The sequence below is a fragment of the Pseudomonas sp. GW823-FHT06B06 genome (assembly GCF_058795195.1).
In genome coordinates this window covers 161,006-180,604 of record NZ_JBXAHO010000010.1, presented here as the reverse complement: position 1 = coordinate 180,604, position 19,599 = coordinate 161,006, and the positions used below count along the sequence as shown (strand labels likewise).

Below are 19,599 nucleotides of genomic sequence, written 5' to 3'. Positions count from 1 at the left end.
GAGAAAAGGAGAAATCAATGAAGACCTTTGAGTCATGCTGCAAGGCATTCCATGCCGTAGAAGCCGCAATCGTCGCTCACCGCAATTCGGAGTTAGGAGTCGAGATCCAAGAAAAAACCATGTTGGGGAAACTCAGCATGTTCATGGATCTGGATAACTGGCCTGAGAACCCTGACCTTCAGGGATTGACGGAAGCAGACGAAAAGCAGCTGCGCGAATGGGGTGTTGTTTACAGTAAGCGGCTCCAGGACTTCCATGCGAAGGCCGAAGAGCTGAGAAAGGAGCGGTATAACGCCGTCTGTAGGGCGTTACGGCTGCTCGGAGAAGAAATTGGCTTGCAGTTCAACTTCTTCACATCAGGCCCACTAGATGAGCGCATAGCGAATGTGCTGAGCCATGCTGACTTGCTACGCAAGACGCTGCTTGACGGGCTCGGCTATGTCGATGTGCTTGATCCAGAAACAAACTTTGCGAAGGGCTTCTACAGCACCACAAAGTTGAAGAAAACCGAGCTGTTCCACGACCTGAAGCTCTGTGCTGAGTTCCGTAACAACGGTGTTCTGCATGCGTATGAGGTAATGGCCAGGCTGGGGTTCCATGAGGGTGTCGACAATGAAAATCGTTGACATCGCGCAGCGGACTCCTGATTGGCACGAGTGGCGAAGGGAAGGCATCAGTGCAACCAGTTGCGCTGTCATCATGGGTGAAAACCCTGATAAAACGCCCCTGGAGCTGTGGAAGGAATTGGTTGGAATTGTCGAGCCAGCTGACTTGTCGGTAATCCCGCAGGTTAGGAGGGGAGTCAAATTCGAACCGCTAGCGCTACAAGCCTTTGAGGATAAGTACGGCAAGATGGCTTTGCCGTTCTGTGCAGAGTCGACCGCATACCCTTTTATTCGGGCATCGTTCGATGGGGTTCTGGATGACAAGTCTCCGGTAGAGATCAAGAATCTCTCCGAAACCAACCATCTGGAGGTGCTGCAACTCAGGGAGCATAGCAAGGCATTTAAGCTGTACCGCTGGCAAGTGATGCACCAGATGATCGTCAGTGGAGCACGGCGCGGTTACCTGTGGTTTTGGTCGCCGAAGCATGAACCCTGCTGTTTGATCGTTGACTGGGATGACCTTCTGGTGAGACGAATCATTCAGGCAGAAGAAATCTTCTGGGGGCTGGTGATGCGCGGTGTGCCGCCTGAGGCCGATCCAAAGCGGGACGTTATTCCGCTGGATAGGCTGGACCTGGCTGCATGGCGTCCGCTAGCAAATGCCAGGAGAGCGAAGGAGAGCAAGATTGCTGAGCTGAAGGCCCAGTTGAAAGTGCTCACCAAGGAAGCAAAAGACCTTGAGGCCGAGATCCTGCCGTTGCTGGGGGAGTTCCGCCGGGCCGATGCTCTGGGTGTGAAAGTCACGAGCTACGAAGTGGCTGGCACTGTGGATTGGAAAGGTGTTGCGCACGAGCTGGAGGCGGTTATTCCGCCCGATGTGATCGCGAGACACCAGACCGGTTCGTCAATGGCTACGCGGGTCTCTGTGGATGCCTCCTACGATGAAAGTAAGGCCAAACCTGAGCCGTTGCCCCGCATACGGCAAAAGGTGGACGCAATAAATGAGACGGTCGAAGAGCCGTCACAGTTTTTCGGAACCTTCTGGTTCTAACCCCTCAGCCCGGCACTTGCCGGGCTTTTTTTCGACCATAAAACTGCCTGAAAACGAAACTCAAGGCGGTATCCCTCACGCATCATTCTCAGCACACAACATGGCCGAGAAGCGTATGCCTCCATTTTCATTCCTGAAACGCCTGTGGCCTCGAAGCGAGCGTGCCCTTACGGACAGCTTCGCGCACCCGGCCGAGCAGATGATTACTCCTGAAATCAAGCGGTACCTGGAGAACCATAACTGGCGAAACCTTCGGTACCCACCTTACCAAGAGGGTTATCCAGGGCTGGTTAGCGGGCAGTGGTTCATGCGCAATTATCAGCACGAGCTGTTCGATCGGATTATTCATTCAGTCGGAATGCCTGCCAGTGACCTCAAGCTCTACGTTGAGCCGATCCTGGTGAATTTCGCCGAATTGGCGCACATGCTGCCGGCGTCGGAGAACCACCATCACTCCGGCCCAGGGGGGTTGCTCCGACATAGCCTTGAGGTCGCCTCGCTCACCCTGGATGGGTGCCTTACGACAGCCTTTGATACAAACGAGACCCCGGCACGGCGAAGCATGCGCCTGCGTCGGTGGTACGTCGCGGGCATCGCGTCAGGGCTGCTACACGACGCAGGGAAGCCTCTCACGGATATTCGCGCCACCGATTTTGAAGGCAACAACCAGTGGATCTACGCGCAGGAAACGCTTCATGACTGGTCTGTGCGCAACAAGTTGACCCGCTATTTCCTGCATTGGAATTCCAATAGGCATGGGAATCACGTTCAGGTCTCTGTAGCGCAAGCAACACGGATCATTCCGCCAGCCGTACAGGCGTGGCTGATTGAAGGTGGCCACGACATCTATGAAGCGCTCCTCGATGCAATTTCCGGGAGCGGAAGCTCGCCTCTGACCGAGTTGGTCAAGTGGGCCGACTCTGCATCCACCAAGCGTGACCTCAATCGAGGCTCGAATAATGGCGGGGGCAATGCAACAGGTGTCCCGGTACCGCGGTTGGTGTCGGATGCAATGCTGCGGTTGCTGAGTGACGGAACCTGGAAGATCAACACGCCTGCCGGCCGCGTATGGGTTGCAACTGATGGCGTCTACATCGCTTGGAACCAGGGTGCCGAGGAGATTGTGAGCATGCTGGTCGGTGATGGGGTTGTGGCCATCCCGCGATCACCTGACACGCTAATTGGTACCTTGGTAGAGCACGGGATAGCAGAGAGAGCCCCAAACGGCGACCTGTACTGGCTGGTTACGCCTCACCTTCTGCGCAAGAACGGCAAAGGCCCGGCGCTGCGCTGCATGAAGCTTGTGAATCCGGACATCCTTTTTCCAACCACACCGATTCCGCCGCCAGTTTCCATCAGCCTTGGGAAGGAGGGAAAGCAGAAGGATGTCATTGCTCCTAACGATACGGCTGGCGCAGCAGCGAACGCGCTGAGTGAGCATCAGGAAGACCTGTTTGGGGCTGATCTGACTGGGGACTCGAGCGGGGATACTGACGCTGATTCGGGGCCTACACCTCCAAAAGAATCCGCATCGTCGAAACCAGCAAGAAAGAAAAAAGCGGCTCCAAGGCAAGCAGCTCCGGTACCAACAACCGCCTCTTCAGGGGTTAGCCTCAAACAAGCGCAGAACCCCGCCGAAGACGCCCCTGTGGGTGTGGAGTCAGAGCCGGCAGGTGACGATACGGCTGTAATTGCTTCCTCCCAACCAGAGGAAGCTGTGGATGCTGAGGAGGAGGAAGAAGCACCTCAGGAGCCTCCTGCCAGCCTTGAGGAAATGCTGCTTTTCTTGAGTCCTCACTCGCCGGCGGCTGAGCCTCAGCAAGAAGAATCACTCCCGCCAGCTGAGGCTGAAATTAGCTCCGATCCCTCTGATGCTGATACGCAGGCTGGATCAGGGCAGGGGGCGCAGGAGCTGTTGCCTCGTCAGGAAAAGATCTCCCTCAACTCCATCATGGGGCAAGGCAAACGCACGCCTAAAACTACGCCTCCGGTGGAATCGAAGAAGCAGAAAGACGGAGAGGTCTGCCGCGTGGCGGAGGAGGTGCCAGGCGCTTCCAGCATCTTGCCAGCCGGTGTCGTCTCGAAGCTTACAGCGCACGAATGCTACCTGCTGGAACAACAACCTGATCTTGCCCAAAAGCTCATCACCGCTACTCAAGACCCCGAGAACGCGGCATTAGCGAGAAACAAGGTATTCGTTCGACTGGGGAAATCCTCCTTCCTTGCTGAGGACATCCACCCGCTCGTCCATGCGGGCTGGCTGTGGCAGGACATTACCGTCGAGGGGCCAGCCCTGACCCGAACCCTACAGTCCCGTGAAGGCTTCATGCTCACGTCCGACTACAGCGTTATTTACTGCAAGTTAGCGGAGCTGGACTGGGTTATTCCTCACATATCCCGGCTTCGCGAGGCCGACATCCCAAGCCTCGAGCAGGCTGTGAAGTCGCTGATCGAGAAGGCCGTACTTGAGGAAATAGGCGGATCACCTGTGCTCAGCCTCACAACCTACATGCTCACGAATGTCGCTGAGCAGTTCGGCATCACGCCAACATCTCTAGAGAACGCGGTGTTCTGCTTCCGCGATGCCGTCAAGGTCGCCAAGCGCAGAAAAATCTTCGTTCGCCCCCTTTACGAGGAGCTTCCCAAAAAATGAGTGAATGGGACTACACCAGTTACTGGCGGAAAAACTACGAGGCGCGGGAAGCAGTTGCGTGGGGTTCGTCCATGCTCGCCGGCACCGCCGTTCAATTGATGACGGAGATGCCGGTAACCCCATACCTGATAACGCTTGGCGTGCAGGCTGGATTTGCGTTAGCGGCCATACCAAGGGCCCTCCGCGTTCATCGGGCAAAAGCCTGTCTCGTTGGAGCAGATCTCTCCTTCATCACCTTGGAGGAGGTGATGGAGCTGGTGAAGAGACACCCACACGAGTTCTATTTCGGCGAGGCTTTCCCTTGGCGACAGCGGCACGGCCAGTACGCATTTGAGCTCCAGGCGATGGATATCGAGGCCATTATCGGCAAGCGTGGCCGCCGCAACGCTGAGGTTAAGGGTACGAAATGGATACACGGGATCGGCATGGATGAGGAGGAGCCATGTCTCCGGCCAGCAGATCAGCGTTCGATTCACCACCTCGTACTGGGCACAACAGGGGCCGGCAAGACCCGCTGGTTCGACCTGGCCATATCCCAGTGTATCGCTCGTGGTGAACCGGTGATCGTGATCGATCCGAAAGGCGATAAAGGCCTAGCCGAAACATGTGAGCGGACATGCAAGGCGATGGGAAAGGCCAGCCTGTTCAAATATTTCCATCCTGCGCACCCCGACAAGTCGGTTCGTCTGTCTTTGACCAAGAACTACGGCCGCGCAACTGAAGTTGCCTCCCGTGTCGCAGTGCTGATGAAAAGCGAAGCCGGCGATCCGTTCCAAGCCTTTGCGCAGATGTCCTTGAACAGCGTGATTCAAGCCATGTTGATCTGCAACATCCTGCCCACCCTTGTCGGCCTCAGGAGAACCCTTGAGGGGGATGTCCCTGGGCTGACTATCAAGGTGGTCATGGCCTTCGGTTCAAAGGTCTTCGGTGAAGATGAATTCGCGAGGATGGCCGAATCAGCAATTCTTTCGGCCAAGGTTCGGAACATCGAAGAAAAGGCGAAGGTATTGCGGAAGGTCTATTACAACGACATCGCGAAGGTGGAAGCCAATACCGATCTGGAAGGCCTGCTCACCATGCTCGAGCACGAGCGATCGCACTTCAGCAAGATGATTGCTGGCCTTCTTCCAATCCTGGTGATGCTTACCTCCGGTGAAATGGGGCCACTGCTTTCCCCGCACACCGACGATGAAGACCCGCGCCGAATCAGTGACCTGAACTCTGTCATCAACGCCGACCAGGTTCTTTACCTGGGCCTCGACTCGCTCGCTGACTCAATGGTGGGCTCAACTATCGGCTCGCTGGCGCTGGCCGATCTGGCATCGACCGCAGGCGAGATCTACAACCACAGGTTGCCCAAGCCGGTGAACATCTTTGTCGACGAGGCTGCTGAGGTTATCAATGACCAGCTCATCCAGCTGCTGAACAAGGGCCGCGGCGCAGGAATAAATCTCTACATCGCAACCCAGACCATCGCCGACTTCAAGGCCCGCATGGGTGACGAAGCCAAAGCCATGCAGGTTCTGGGGAACGCGAACAACATCATCTGCCTCCGCATCCTTGATACCGATACGCAGGAGTTCGTGGCGAAAAAGATGACGCCAACTCGCTACAAATACGTCATGCGTACTCAGGGCAACTCGGCAGGTGAAGGCGGTGTGGTGCAGGGCGGGAATGTTGGGGAGCGCCTTATGCAAGAGGAGGGTGAGCGCTTCCCAACAGCGCTCCTCGGCGAGCTACCAGACCTCGAATATCTCGCAGTGTTTGCGGGCGGCGATATCCGTAAGGGGCGACTGCCCATCCTCACCGGCCCGACTGCCAACTGATTCCGGAGCAAAAAATGACTGTCTCGATTCCACTAGAAATTCAGCGGCTCACTGGCCTGGATGAGGCCTCAACAACTCGACTGCGCACGTTTGACCTGGAATGGCGTTGTGGCACGCAATTCATCTTCAAGATGCTTGAGGCGGGCCATAAACCCGAGGTAATTGGTGCGGCCCTGATTGATGTGCTGGTGGCCTACCAGCGTATGTGTCGCGAGGGCATCAGCGACTTCATTCGGCTCCGGGTGGTGCTCGGCCACATCCTCCAGATCCTCACGAGCTACGGCAACGCCCCTGCACCGGATGATGTTGTCTTGTGGTGCGAAACAACCAATGTCCCGCAACCTATCCGGGAGTTCCTGATCAATGGCTGAGATGCTTGAAGAAAAGTGGCCAAAGGGCGTTATGGCCTCTATAGCGTTCTTCTTCGTCCTGATCCTGATGCTGGCAACCGTTGCGCCGAACAAGCTGGTGGATACGGTAATGCTGAAAGAGCGGAAATGGGGCATCGAACTGCTTGGCGATTCCGACATGGATAAGGTGCTTGAAAAGACCAATCGCTACTACTCGGCACTTGTCATCGACTCCGGGGCAAAAAAGGTTGTCTCCGACATGCTGATGCCTCGAGGCGGCACCGTGGATGCCTTCGAAAAGAACGTGGATTGGTGGTTTCGGTATCTTGAGTCCCGAGGTGAGGCCGTCCAGAAAATCATCTACCAGATGGTTTACCGGATCGTTTTAACGCTTTACTGGCTGCCACTGCTGATCGCGGTTCTGGTGCCGGCCATTTACGCCGGCTGGATGCGCTGGAATGCCAAGCGGCATGGATTCGACTACTCATCACCGTTCTTGAATAACAACGCCGCGATCGTCCTGTCATGGGGCGGAATGCTCATCGTGCTCAGCGTGTTGATGCCTCTACCTTTACCGCCGCTCGTTATCTCAACCTTCATCGTCATCATGCTGCCTGTCGTGCTTTCCGTGCTGATCAGCAACCTGCCAAAGCGCATTTGAATTCTGACCATAAAACCGCCTGAAAACGGAACTTTCAGGCTGCGTTTATCCGCAGAATGCCCCTAACACCACGACAGGCTGACCCTTATGGCAACGAAAACAACACCCTCGAAAACGATCCCTTTTGCTATTGCTATCACAGCCCTTGCCACCGCTCTGGTAGTTGGCTCGTACTACCACTTCACCACCATGAGCCAGCTACAAGGCCAAGTCAAAAGCCTCGAGGGTGAATTGTCTGTTGCGAAAGCACAGGCAGTTGACCCCGCCGCGATCCAAGAGATTGTCGATAACCTCAAACAGCTTCCAGAAGATGATATCCCCGCAGCTCCGGACAACTGGATCTATGGCTCTTCATCTGCTCGGTACACGCTCGTCGAGATGACGGATACGGAATGCCCTTACTGCCGCGATCACTTCCCCCTGCTGAAAGCGCTTATCGAGTCTTCGGCTGGACAAATCAATGCCGCGATTCTCCATGTCCCAGCCCTTGGAGAGGCCTCCCGGCGACAAGCCCTGGCCATCGAGTGTGCTGGTGAGCAAGGTGGCTCAGATGCTGCCTGGAAGTACACCCAGACGGTGTTCGATAAAACCGGTGGCAACGGCAAGGGAGTTTCGGAATCGCTCGTGTCTCTTGCGACCGATCTTGGCCTGGATGGGAAGCGCTTTGCAGCCTGCACAGACTCGAAGCAGGCCATCGAGCGAGTAACTGGCGATCTCGATCAAGCCATTAAGCTGGGCATCCAACAGACCCCTTCGACCCTGCTCCTGGACAACCAGACAGGTATGTCGATGGTCCTCCAAGGTGCTAACGCTAGTCATGAAGGCATCCTCAAAGCGATAGCCAGCCTCAGCAAAGCAGGGGGTGGCAAGTGAGTGAGCCAATCAAAATCCCGGCATACATCGACCAGCCGCCGCACGTGATGTTTTGGCGTTTGGATGAGGTCATGCCGATAGGGATCGGTTTGGTCGCAGGCGTTCTTCTGGCACAGCTGATTCTTTGCACAGTGGTAGGTCTTCTGCTCGCCCGCTTCTATCGGCGCTTCTGCGACAACCGCCCTGACGGCTATCTGCTTCACGCTATTTACTGGCACTGGGGAGCTATTGGCCGGAAGAGTGTGCGATCCATGCCCAATTCCTACGAGAGAGAGTTCGTCTGATGCTTTTTAAGTCGCTTAGCAATTCGTTCGATGGCATGCGGGGAGAAAATCAGTTCTTGCGCATTGCCGTTGCAGGCCTTGTATTGAGCAATCTGCTGGTGTCTTGCTCTGCTCTCAACAAGGATGAAGTGGTCACTGTGATACCGCCTACCCTGACTGAGACCGCCTGGGTCAGTAAAACGCAAAGTTCCGGGGAGTACGCCGACGCATGGGCTCTTTACATCGCAATGATGCTAGGCAACGTTACCCCGCATAATGCCTCTGTCGTAAAAGACGCCCTGGGGCCTATCCTCGACAAGTCGATCTATCAAGATACGATGAAGGTTCTCGATACTCAGATTCATCAGATCCGCCAGGATCGAGTGACCCTGAGCTTCGAGCCGCAGAAAGTGCTCCGCGATAACCTCAACGAGAACAAGTTCTACGTTACTGGTCGCTCCGTAAGCGAAGGGCCGGCGGGCGACAAAAAGCGTAGCAACCGAACCTATGAGTTCGAGCTTATGATCAAAGACTACAAGCCTGTACTGAGTTGGGTTAGTACGAACTCTGGGGATGCTCGAACCCAGGATGTGGTTGATCGCGAGAACAGCAAGGCTGAGAAACAAGCAGAGCGCGAGAAGAGAAAGAATCAGTAGCGCTAAGCTGAGGCGAAAGAAGCCCATGTCAATGTCTTTGGCATGGGTTTTTTGTTGGTATCGCGAGTCCGCGGCTACAAAAAATACCCCTCCGTTTTCAGACGCAAAAGCTGCTTGAAAACGCAACTCAAGCGGCTGAATGGCCTCCAGAATTGACGACATCTCAGAGCAGAGGTCGTCTCGATGTCACTTCCAGTTTCCCTCCATTTCTTCAAGCCAGCTGCGCTCGTAATGGCTATGGCTGCCGTAATGCCTGCTATTGCGCAGGAGCAGATCCAGATTCCAGGCATGAACATGCCAGTTGCAGCCAGCACGCAGCCTCAAGCGTTTGCCAAGCCTACACCTTCTCCTGAGAGCGTTCCTGAACGACAGGAAGATCCTCAGGAGGAAAAGAAACCACGTTTGGTTGCCATTACTCCCGGCTCTGCTGAAAACCCCAGCGTGCCTGCCAGCGTTGTGAAGAAGCCAACACCTGTTCAGCCCGTCGAGTCTCGTCAGGATGTGGTCGTTGCAAGCGGCACAAACACCCTGATTCCGATCAGCAGAGGCCAAATCAACCGTCTGGTTACGCCGTTCGATAACCCTCATATCCAGACGGTAAGTGAGGCTGAAATTTCTACAAGCGGAAACGTCATCTACGTCACGACTCAGGATGAGAAGCCGGTGACCATGTTTGTCACCCCTGAGGACGATGAGTCTGTCGCCATCTCCCTGACGTTGCTGCCTCAAGGCGTGCCTCCCATCCAGGCGAACCTGATCTTGGCAAAAAACGTACAAGGGCTGGCGAGCGGAATGCCAATCACCTCGTCGACGAACTACAGCGGCCAGGCGCGGAAGTGGGAGCGCTCTCAGCCCTATATGGACACTCTTCGCTCCCTGATGCGCGAGATGGCGCTAGGCAAGTTGCCGCGTGGATACAGCTTCGGTGCGCTTACCAGCGGCAACAAGATCCCCGCCTGTGCGCAGCCAAGCCTCAGCTTCGATTTCAGCAAGTCGCAGTTGATCGAGGGCCATGACTTCCGAGTCTTCGTGGCCACCGCCGAGAACGTGTCGGCCAGAACCGTTGAGTTCGATCACGGCTCCTGCACGCACCCTCACCGAGCAGCTGTAAGCGCATGGCCAGATGAGGTGCTTGAACCTGGTCAGAAAACAGAAGTGTTTGTAGTCACGCGGGTTCCGACTGAAGTACCGCAAAGCTCCACTCGTCCAAGCCTGTTGCAGTAAGGGGAACCATCAGTGAAAGCGATTCAGCAATTCCTCGAAAAACTCACGCCCAGAGGCAAGCTGATGCTTGCCATCGGTGGGACGGTTCTGGTCGTCGGTACTATCGTTGGCGTCGCCATGAACGCGGCGAGCCCCGAGCGCAAAGCGCGCGCAGCGGCAAAACCACAGGTAGAGGCCATCCTCACCGATGAAGACCCACGCGCGTTGGGCTTGGACTCCATCGCCAGCCAATTGCGACAGCTACAGGCGCAGCAAAACCGCCTTGAGCGAGTGATGGGACAGAAAGAAAAGGACGTTCAGCTCAAAAATACGCAAGAAAAAGTGAGCGGTCTGGAGCAAGAACTCCAGCTGCTTCAGCAGGAGCTGGCGCGGGTTGGACGCGAAAAGAAAGGCACTGGTGAGGGTGGTGATACCTCGTCGAGTAGTTCGACAGCCACCCAGGCGAGATCCCCTATCCCCCCTCGCGAATCAGCATTCATCAACAAAGCAACAAGCTCGCCAGCAGATCTGACTGACGTTTATTCGAACCTTCCACCTGAGCAACCGGAAGACCCCAAATCACGATCAAGCGAGAAAAAGGAAACGCCTAAGATCCGGGTGATAAAGGGCAAGGAAGACGAGGGGAAGAGCGACAAGCCTGAGGAGCTTTCTGTGACCCTGCCCGCTGGATCGATCCTGTCTGGCGTTTTGGTCACAGGTATGGACGCGCCAACTGGAAAGCAGGCACAGCGCGACCCCTTCCCGAGCCTGATCCGCATCAAGAACGAAGCAATCCTTCCTAACCGCTTCAGGGCTGACTTTCGCGAATGCTTTCTGATCGCTGGCGGCTGGGGTGACCTCAGCTCGGAAAGAGCCTATTTGCGAGCGGAGCGCCTGTCGTGCGTACGCAATGATGGTTCGGTGCTGGAGTCCAGCCTGGAGGCTTACGCAACAGGCGAGGATGGGAAGGCAGGCATCCGCGGCCGTCTAGTCAGCAAGCAGGGCCAAATCCTCGCAAGAAGCCTTATGGCTGGTTTCATGCAGGGGGTCGCAAGCGCGTTCAACGTTCAAAAGGTACCGACAATCAACGTCACTCGCGCAGGCGATAACGGCGACACCGTTGCTCCTGTTTACGAGCAGGCATTCGATAGCAACGCACTTCAGTCGGCCGGTTTCAGCGGGGCTGGCACGGCTCTTGAGCGAATCGCCGACTTCTATCTCGAAATGGCTGAAAGCATCTTCCCTGTTATTGAAATCGACGCAATGCGCGATGTTGACTTTATCGTCAACAAAGGCATGACCGTTAAGTTCAATGCAGCAACTCTCAAAGTCAATGACGTAAACAATTAAGGGAATCATGATGATTAAGCAAATTATCCTTGTATGTGCAATTACTGCATTGACTACTGGCTGCACAAATCTTCTTAACGTAGGCTCAAGTGAGTACGCCTGTAAAGGCATGCCAAATGGCGTTACTTGTATGTCCGCGAAAGATGTGTATTCGGCAACTGAAGGTGATGACTACAAAACCCAACTGAAGCAAGAGCAAGAAGGCGTTGAGGCCGACAGTGGTAAATCAACAGGAACCGGCGCAACTCGCGTGCTTATCGCTGAGGGGTCGGACAACGCTCCAATGCCGATGAGAGCAAGAAATCCTCTTCCGATCCGCTCGCAGGCTGTAGTCATGCGTATTGCAGTTGATCCGTGGGAGGATGAGAAAGGCGATTTGTATGTTCCAGGCTTCATTTATACCGAGGTAGAAGCGCGTCGTTGGGAGATCGGTGCACGAACCCCCCAGGCAACACCAACCTTGCGTCCCCTCACAATCGTTCAACCGCCACAGGCTAATTCTGCCAAGTAGAACATTAAACGAAGTGCCGGCGGTTGAGCAGAAATGCGCCTTGCGAAAGCAGGCGCATTTGGTCGTTTCAAGACCTAACAAAACATACTCTAAGGTTTCGCTTGCCAACGCGAGTTAAAGGAGTTCCACGATGGGTACGACAAAGACCCGAGGGCCATCGTTCCTCAATAAAGTGAGTGGTGCGCTTCTGGGCGCTATCGCTTTGGCCATTGTGCCAATCAATGGTGCGTATGCCGATCTTGTTAAATACGGCTATACGAACATTGCAGGGGTTCAAACCAATACGGAGCCAGGCACAGGGTTTATCAACCCCTCCACTGGCATATCGTTCATGGTAAGCGGTGGTATTGACCGAAAACTGCGCATAGCGGTGACTGCTAACGGTGCCGCCACACCTGTGTTCACTAAGGAAAGTTCAAAGGTTCTTGGTGCGAGCGACGTTATTTCATACAACGGCGAGAACTACTACGCGGAAGAGTTTGTTAGTCCAAAACTACCTGATGGACGATATACCGTAAAAACAGAAATCCTGTCCAGTGCTGGTGCTGTTGTTCAGACTGAGAATGTGCCTCTCGTCATTGATACTGCTGGCCCAGTAACAGGGACATTTGCCCCGCGCCCATATACATGGGGTGATCCCGTTCTTACTGGCGATGTTTGGAAGCTCGGCCTTGCAGCAATCGATGCTTTGACATATTCGAGCTTCGTCCTGGATGGGTTATCTGACCCATCGGGAATTAGCAAGGTCACCGCTAACGTATATCGGGAGTCCGGTGCTCTTTATAAGGCTCACAATGTTCTTTTTTCGGAAGAGAGCAAAACGGCTTCAATTCAGTACAGAACAGATTTCTTTCCTGATTCAGATTTGGATGAGGTATTTGGACTGGAGTTTGTTGTCACTGACAAAGCAGGTAACTCTACGGCCACCAAGCGTCAGAAGGTAATGTTTGACAACATTGCCAACGCGCCAACTGAACCGTTTGGTGTGTATGATCCAAGTGTATCAACTACTCTCGCGCCAGGACTAAAGGGGTTTGTTCCCTATGTCGCCGGATCTTATGTCAAAACTAATCCGATACGGCTTGCATGGAGAATCCCAAAGAGCAACTGGCACACCTACCGGCAAGGAGGTATACGCTTCACAAACAGTTTTGGAGAGAACCAGATTGTTGGCGAGGATTCGGCCTATGTTTACCTTGTCGGGTCGCTTCCATATCGAGCAGAGGACACTAACTACATCAAGTTCTCTAACTATGGCGAGTGGGGCTCACAAGGAACTATCCGTTACGATTTAGTATTGCACCCGTCTGCCCCGAAAACGCCCGTCATAAGCCGTATCGAATATTACTTTAGCGACAAAGGCTGGATGAGCTATTCGAGCAGGGTAGTCTCGCCTCAGGAATTGCCTGTCACGATCACGAAAGTTCGGTATACCGTCGAGGCACGCCCTTTTGATCAAGTGGCTACTCACATGGGCACATGTACTATTCCTGCCGGGCAGACCCAATGCGAAATCGCAGTCACCCGCCAGCTGAGCAAAGGCACATCTGGATATCTTCATGATCAAGGCGTGCTGAAAAGTGCAGACGGCACGTTGAATGCAACTGGCCAATGGGCGGACGTCTGGTGGAACGACCTGTATCTGCCAGTCCTGTCTTATACCTATAACTCTTCGGAGATGATACTGACCCTCAACGTCAGGCAACCGCAGCAAGGCGCGTATCAAAACTATCTTCGTCACAATACGTCATGGCTTGAAAACACTAGCGGAACAGCACTGAGCGTTACCAAAAAACTCACATCGTCATCTGGTGAATATTTTGAATACGAGTTCGATCTGAAAACCCTGCCTGAAGGCTCCCATGATCTGGTTGGTGTTGCTAGCGAAAATCTAGGCGCAATAACAAAGCTACCACTTTTCAAGTTTCAGAGCGATCGGACAAAGCCAGTTGTTACGGTAAGCAAGGGTGTGAGTGATTCTATTGATACACTCGACAAAATCACCTTTACGGTAACTGACAATAAAGACCCCGCACCAAAGATTACATCGATTAGCTTGACTGGGGGGCCGGCTAACGAATCTATTGCTCTTTCGTTCCGCAAGCTCAATGCTACTACCTATGGCCTTGAGTACCCGATCCTATTCCCGTCCTTAACGGCTGGAGAGAGTTATACGCTCAGAGTCAATGCGCAGGACTCACAACAGAACAAGGGTGTTGGCTCAACCACGTTCCTCTACAGCCCTAAGATGGCTGGGATCGTTGGTCATGTAAATGGTCTCGTTAATATCCCTGCGGTGCCAAAAGAGTTCAATCGTAACGATGGCTCTGTGGTGATAAACAGCGAACAGCTAAAGCTTGCGGACGGTACGCCAGTTTCTGGTGTTTATGATCTGCTGGCAACGCTCAGGTCTGACGCAGCAACACCCCTAAAGATTGGCGGTGTTCTCGTCAATCCGGGGGCAACAGTAACGATTAGCCAACTCAACTTCACTAGTACCGGCGGTAAGATATCGCTACCTGTTGTTCCGGTAACTCAGGGAGCTACCGGAAGTAATGGTGTGATCATTTCTACCTCCGCGCCGAATGCTCCTGTGGTGTACGCCGATATCAATACCTGGATGCCCAAGGTCACGCTTGGCATCAACAATAAAAATCCTGTACAGGCAATGACTGACACCACGGTAAAGTTGTCCGCTTCGGCTAGCAGCATTTGCCCTCTAACGACATCTTCCGCGGTGGCAAGGTCTGCCGATCCCATCAAGTCGCCCATCTGCTTGCTTGAGTGGACGAGCATTCCCCGAGGCCTTCAGCAAGTAGAGGTTTCTGGTGCACCGCACCCGGTCACTCAGCTGACAGGGCGAGTCCTCGACGCAGGCCAGCAGAAGGTCGCTTATTCCCTCTATGTATTCAACAAGGGTACGGAAAAGGTACTGCTGAGCAGCGGTGAGGAAATACTGAGCGTCAAAGCTGCGACCGGCTCAACAACCTTCATCCAATCGCTGCATGAGAAAAGTGTTACTCGTGCGATTGAGACTGCATCCGTCACCATGACGCAGCGCTCGGGCCCAACGTGTTCGATCACTGGTGATGACGCAGCGGCAAAGAGTGCTGGCATGAGCGGCGGTGCCTTGAAGTGCTTGATTGAGTTCTCGGTCATCCCGAAAGACCTGAGCATCAAAGCGCTCGATCCTCTTGAGTTGACAGGAGTTTTCACCCGTTCCGGGCTGCATCCGATCCGCTGGACGGCTAGCGTCTACGACACAACCGGGAAAAAGATCACCCTCGAAGAGGGGCAATCGGTCATTCAGGTAATAGAGCCGCCTGTAACAACGAAACTGACGGTCAGCGTCAACGAAAGCTCATCGGTGGACGCAACTCCCGTAGAGGATTTCCCGGCGGCGTGGGAGAAGAAAACCTATTCAGTTCTGTCGAGCCCGTCCCAGGGCTCTGTAGTAGCGACCCCTACCGGGTTCACCTACACCCCGAACACTGGATACGTTGGCCCCGATGAGTTCAGGTACCGCGTGCAGGACGTGTCTGGGATGAAGGCTGAAGCCACCGCGGTTGTGAATGTCGCGAAGTTCAATTACGCCCCTACCTGGACGGGAGTAATCATTCAGGCCCGTGAAGGGCAAGTTAGTGACCAAGTTGATCCTGAGGTGCATGACATCAATCTCTGGGACAGCCATACGTTCAAGATCCTCACGAACCCGACGCACGGGACTGTCCGTGTGTTCTATGGCCGTATGGAGTACACCCCTAATCCGGGTTTCTATGGGGAAGATTCGTTCACTTTCAGCGCCACGGATCAGGAAGGGCTCAGTGTAGAAGGAGAGGGGAAGGTCACTGTTACTCAGTTCAATTTTGCACCAACGGGTATCACCCCTTCGACAGTGAAGATGTACGCAGGAATCGGTGGAACGGCCGATCTGAAAGTGATCGATCCGAACAACTGGGGCTCGCACACCTTGCAAGTCGTCAAACAGCCAGCACATGGCCACGTGACGGTGAAGGGAATGAGCATCACCTATAAGACCGATGGCCAGGCTGAAACCTCAGTACAGATTCGTGCCATTGACCAGGATGGCCTCTATGTCGATCAAGATGTTGTCCTGAAGCTTTTGCCGGCCTGGGAGATGTTCAAAGACCGCGAAGTTCAGCCTACCTCGGTGGCCCCGAGCATCCCGGCCGTGAAGCACCAAATGACGACTCGTTTGGGTGCCTATGCGCTCCGAATTCCCGACCAGGAAGTGATTCAGGCTCTCGGCGGCGAGATCATCGCCATCGTCACGCCTGACTCGAAAGTTGGGGTGACACTGGAGCATCGTGAGCTTTCTCAAGGCACTGGTATGCGTCTGGTACCTACGAAAATGACTGCCGATCTGCTGGAGGCCCGTTTAGGTGGCCTGGATGTTGGGGTCGATGGCCAGGCGCTGGTCTATCTCAGTCGCGCCGATATGACCGGCCCTGTCTATTCCGTGCCGGTAACCGTATGGGCTCCGGAGGGCGTACTGACGGCTGATGCATGGGAGATTCTGCAAGCGTCCGGCCGTGCTCAAATCAGCTTCAGCCCGAGCAATGGGGCATGCAGCATCTTGACCAGCGAAGCTGTCGCGAAGCCGAAAAATGCACTTCAAGATCGTGCTTGCTACGTCACTTGGACGAAAACCCCCGATGAATGGCGCAACGCTAGTACCTTGGCCAATCTGATGATGGATGCCGGCGGGAGTTCTTTGGGAAACCAGACTATCGAGGCTACCGCCTATGTGTTTGACCCTAGCGGCGTGAAGCACAAGATTGCGAGCTTCACTCGTGACTTGAAGATCCTTCCGGTTGCAGATCAGATCCGCTTTGGCCTGAAGCCAGCACCGGCAGAGGCCTATCAGAAGGTGCAGCAACTTTCCTTGTTGCTCCGTCACACGGATGGCCCTGTGTGTGATGCAACGGCGAACGAAGGCGTTGCGAAAAAGACGGCTCAGCAATGGTCGAGCCGCCCATCGTGCCTTATCCGTTGGATGCAGATGCCAGAAGGCATGGCCCAGCAACGCAACACCGTCACGCCACTCGCGGAAGGAACAATGACCCTGCTTGGCGCGAACAACATCTCCTGGAAGGCATCCATGTTTACGCCGAGTGGTCAGGAAATCGATATTGGCTACGGAGAGCACACCGTAAACGTGATCGAGCCGCCGGCAATCGAAATCGATATGCCGGCAAGCAACCTGGTGAAAGAAGGGCTGTATTCGGTCTCACAACTCGGCGGCTATGTTGGTAGCGCATCAGTGACTGCAATCGCAGCTTCCTTGGACGTGGCGATCAATCGGGCGGATGCAGTGATCGAACGGTCTACGATTCCGAGTTACGGTCGTGCCCAGCGGTTTACGCGCTACATCGAGGGGGTCGAGGCTCCCCTGTGGAGCGTAACGCCATACTCCGTTGACGTTGGATACACCGCGTTGCCAGAGATGAGGTCGACCAAAACCGCGTCACTCCTGGCGGTCCCTCACGACAAAATTCTCCCTGTCATTCTCAACGACGAGAGAACTGTCCTGGATACGGTCAGCCTTCCAATCCGCGTGGCCATCAAAGACACCCGCTACATGGAGGATGCATATCGGCTGAGCAGCATGGGCGACTGGGATATTCGCCTGCTTTCGACAACTGCCGGAGTGAATTATGAGCCGATGACAAACTGGGAGCCCATCGACGAGAACGGGGAGGTTGAGTTTGAGATCGATCTACAATCGTTGACGAACAAAGCGGTTCGCATCATTGCTGAAGCGCGTGTTCGCTCCCCTGTGCCGGAATACGAGCTGACTCGGGAGTCGGGTTCGCCAATGGTGCTCTCCGTTCTCAACGGCGAATCTCTCGATGGTTCAATCCAGGCATTGCGGGTTATCGGCCCAGCTCCTCTTCGCAGCAGCTTCTACGCCGTCACCAACGATCGCTACCAGTCAGGAGACCTTGGTGACGTGCGCTGGGAAATGAGCAAGGACGGCGGCGTGACGTGGGAGGACGTTGAAGCCAATGCGAAGCTGCCGCAACGGCTCAGCATGGTCTTTCAGCGGGGTACATATCTGCTGAGGGCAGAGTTGACGAACCGCCATAGCGGCGCGAAATCCATGACCCCTACCGTTGAAGTTATTGCCTATGTCGTGCCCGTTGCCCGCCTTAAAGGCCCAGCAAACGTGTTTATTGGTGATAGCGGTACGTTCACGCTCACTGACCTCAAAGGTAATGCGCTCGATACGACCGGAATGGTTGTGGAATGGTCGGAGGATCGCGGTAAAACCTGGGCCGCTGGGGAGGGCTCCTACCGGCTGAGCCGCAACTCTGCTGATCGTGTGTACCTCACGGCCAGGCTGAAATACTCAGACTCACCAGAGGATAAGCGCGTCTACAAAACCCTCCGCGCAGGCGTTGCGTTTAGACCCGTCCGGCCGCCTCGTGTCCAGATCATCGGGCCGCGCCGTCCTGAGGTAGGAAAGGAAGCTACCTGGGTCGCCAACTTGATGATGCCGTACCCGAAAATGGATATGACAATGGATGGTGAGTTCATCCTGCCTGACGGCACAGTCGTCGACTCCACTGAGGTGAAGTACACCCCAACTCGGGAGGACATGGAGAAAGAAGAGAGCTACATCAGCGTCCGATCTTGGATCAATGGGTATGAGGATCGAGGCGGTTTGGGCCTAACTCAGCACCGTCTTATTTTCTGGTCGTACGACTGGCCTGAGTGGAAGATCAACACCAAATACTCAGCCAAGTATGCGCCGGCAGACTTGACCATGACGGCTCGCTCTCTTGGCTTGTTCCGAGAGTTCGAGGGCTTGACCATCGAGTGGGATATCCCACCTTACGCCGGCCTCGAAATGATCAAGGACTCCAGCCAGACCAGTCGCATCGTTCGACTGACTGAGCCGGGGATCTACACATTCGGTGCTCATATCACCGACTCGCGGGGCAACTACAGCTATGCCGAAACAGAGATGGAGTTTTTGGAGCCAATTCCGTGGGATGTGAAATTGTCCTGGAGTGGGGATAACGACGCGAATCGTGCCCCGCTGGGCGTTCTGATCCGACCATCAATCACCGGCGGGCATCCCAAGGACCAGATACTCAGCAAAACGTTCAGTCTCAACGGGGAGACGCTATCAAGCTCAGGGGACTATGGGCGAGCGACCCTTGAAGAGGAGGGCGTGTATACGGTGAAACTGGATGTTGCCAGCGCAATGGGGCACACAGCAACAGGCCAGGTTGATATCTCGGTGGCAAGGAATAAGCCCCCGGTCTGCAAGCTGGAGCTTGTGGTAGGTCGAACCTCCTGGCTGGCAAAAGCCGTTTGTACTGATGAAGATGGCCGCATGGCCAAAAACCTTTGGTTCATCAATGGTGAGCAGCAGGCTCTCAGCTCAAACAGCATCTCTGTGCCAATGTGGCGTTATCCAGATGGCGAGCCGGTAATTACGCTGGTAGGTATCGATAACTCCGGCGCGGAATCGCCTCCAGTCTCCAACAAGTAAAAGAGAAGGGCCGCATAAAGCGGCCCTTTTTAATTTCCGTCGACAAATGCGCCTGAAAGCGAAACACAGGCT

Annotated in this window: 13 protein-coding genes; all 13 read left to right on the top strand. The window is 54.7% G+C overall.

Annotation, left to right across the window (positions count from 1 at the left end):
• Window positions 1-17: 17 nt before the first annotated feature.
• Window positions 18-626 (top strand): hypothetical protein, encoded by a 609-nt coding sequence (locus AC1Q8Q_RS11990; RefSeq protein ID WP_013100894.1) that lies wholly within the window; start codon window positions 18-20, stop codon window positions 624-626.
• On the top strand, window positions 613-1,656 hold the full coding sequence (locus AC1Q8Q_RS11985) for a YqaJ viral recombinase family protein (protein ID WP_013100895.1): 1,044 nt from the start codon (window positions 613-615) through the stop codon (window positions 1,654-1,656). The genes AC1Q8Q_RS11990 and AC1Q8Q_RS11985 overlap by 14 nt, the downstream gene beginning before the upstream one ends.
• Window positions 1,607-4,309, top strand: coding sequence for a MobH family relaxase (gene mobH, locus AC1Q8Q_RS11980; protein ID WP_173677894.1), 2,703 nt, complete (start codon window positions 1,607-1,609; stop codon window positions 4,307-4,309). Before AC1Q8Q_RS11985 ends, mobH begins: the two co-directional genes overlap by 50 nt.
• On the top strand, window positions 4,306-6,135 hold the full coding sequence (traD, locus tag AC1Q8Q_RS11975; RefSeq protein ID WP_102685505.1) for a conjugative transfer system coupling protein TraD: 1,830 nt from the start codon (window positions 4,306-4,308) through the stop codon (window positions 6,133-6,135). Before mobH ends, traD begins: the two co-directional genes overlap by 4 nt.
• A gap of 14 nt (window positions 6,136-6,149) precedes the next feature.
• A complete protein-coding gene (locus AC1Q8Q_RS11970; protein ID WP_013100898.1) occupies window positions 6,150-6,506 on the top strand; it encodes a hypothetical protein in 357 nt (118 codons plus the stop codon).
• Window positions 6,499-7,146, top strand: a complete 648-nt coding sequence (locus tag AC1Q8Q_RS11965; protein WP_102685506.1) for a DUF4400 domain-containing protein — start codon at window positions 6,499-6,501, stop codon at window positions 7,144-7,146. The genes AC1Q8Q_RS11970 and AC1Q8Q_RS11965 overlap by 8 nt, the downstream gene beginning before the upstream one ends.
• 87 nt (window positions 7,147-7,233) lie before the next feature.
• The gene (locus AC1Q8Q_RS11960) at window positions 7,234-8,019 is read left to right on the top strand and encodes a DsbA family protein (RefSeq protein ID WP_102685507.1); all 786 of its coding nucleotides are present in this window, start codon (window positions 7,234-7,236) and stop codon (window positions 8,017-8,019) included.
• Window positions 8,016-8,303, top strand: a complete 288-nt coding sequence (traL, locus tag AC1Q8Q_RS11955; RefSeq protein WP_013100901.1) for a type IV conjugative transfer system protein TraL — start codon at window positions 8,016-8,018, stop codon at window positions 8,301-8,303. The genes AC1Q8Q_RS11960 and traL overlap by 4 nt, the downstream gene beginning before the upstream one ends.
• Entirely contained in the window at window positions 8,303-8,938 is a 636-nt protein-coding gene (locus AC1Q8Q_RS11950) for a TraE/TraK family type IV conjugative transfer system protein (RefSeq protein ID WP_102685508.1), read from the top strand. The genes traL and AC1Q8Q_RS11950 overlap by 1 nt, the downstream gene beginning before the upstream one ends.
• Window positions 8,939-9,121: 183 nt before the next feature.
• Window positions 9,122-10,162: a type-F conjugative transfer system secretin TraK gene (locus AC1Q8Q_RS11945; protein WP_102685509.1), complete on the top strand. Its 1,041-nt coding sequence runs from the start codon at window positions 9,122-9,124 to the stop codon at window positions 10,160-10,162.
• A gap of 12 nt (window positions 10,163-10,174) precedes the next feature.
• Complete coding sequence (locus AC1Q8Q_RS11940) at window positions 10,175-11,491, top strand: TraB/VirB10 family protein (protein ID WP_102685510.1); 1,317 nt, start codon at window positions 10,175-10,177, stop codon at window positions 11,489-11,491.
• Between the two features lie 10 nt (window positions 11,492-11,501).
• Complete coding sequence (gene traV, locus AC1Q8Q_RS11935; protein ID WP_102685511.1) at window positions 11,502-12,002, top strand: type IV conjugative transfer system lipoprotein TraV; 501 nt, start codon at window positions 11,502-11,504, stop codon at window positions 12,000-12,002.
• A gap of 130 nt (window positions 12,003-12,132) precedes the next feature.
• Window positions 12,133-19,527 carry a DUF4165 domain-containing protein gene (locus AC1Q8Q_RS11930; RefSeq protein WP_102685512.1) on the top strand — a complete coding sequence of 2,465 codons (7,395 nt, stop codon included), beginning with the start codon at window positions 12,133-12,135 and terminating at the stop codon, window positions 19,525-19,527.
• Window positions 19,528-19,599: the final 72 nt, after the last annotated feature.

Bases quoted from the DNA above. Each gene is read 5' to 3' on its own strand.
- AC1Q8Q_RS11960 (WP_102685507.1), top strand. From the start codon at position 7,234: ATGGCAACGAAAACAACACCCTCGAAAACGATCCCTTTTGCTATTGCT.
- AC1Q8Q_RS11950 (WP_102685508.1), top strand. From the start codon at position 8,303: ATGCTTTTTAAGTCGCTTAGCAATTCGTTCGATGGCATGCGGGGAGAA.
- traD (WP_102685505.1), top strand. From the start codon at position 4,306: ATGAGTGAATGGGACTACACCAGTTACTGGCGGAAAAACTACGAGGCG.
- mobH (WP_173677894.1), top strand. From the start codon at position 1,607: ATGAGACGGTCGAAGAGCCGTCACAGTTTTTCGGAACCTTCTGGTTCT.
- AC1Q8Q_RS11930 (WP_102685512.1), top strand. From the start codon at position 12,133: ATGGGTACGACAAAGACCCGAGGGCCATCGTTCCTCAATAAAGTGAGT.
- AC1Q8Q_RS11985 (WP_013100895.1), top strand. From the start codon at position 613: ATGAAAATCGTTGACATCGCGCAGCGGACTCCTGATTGGCACGAGTGG.
- traV (WP_102685511.1), top strand. From the start codon at position 11,502: ATGATTAAGCAAATTATCCTTGTATGTGCAATTACTGCATTGACTACT.
- AC1Q8Q_RS11945 (WP_102685509.1), top strand. From the start codon at position 9,122: ATGTCACTTCCAGTTTCCCTCCATTTCTTCAAGCCAGCTGCGCTCGTA.
- AC1Q8Q_RS11970 (WP_013100898.1), top strand. From the start codon at position 6,150: ATGACTGTCTCGATTCCACTAGAAATTCAGCGGCTCACTGGCCTGGAT.
- AC1Q8Q_RS11990 (WP_013100894.1), top strand. From the start codon at position 18: ATGAAGACCTTTGAGTCATGCTGCAAGGCATTCCATGCCGTAGAAGCC.
- AC1Q8Q_RS11965 (WP_102685506.1), top strand. From the start codon at position 6,499: ATGGCTGAGATGCTTGAAGAAAAGTGGCCAAAGGGCGTTATGGCCTCT.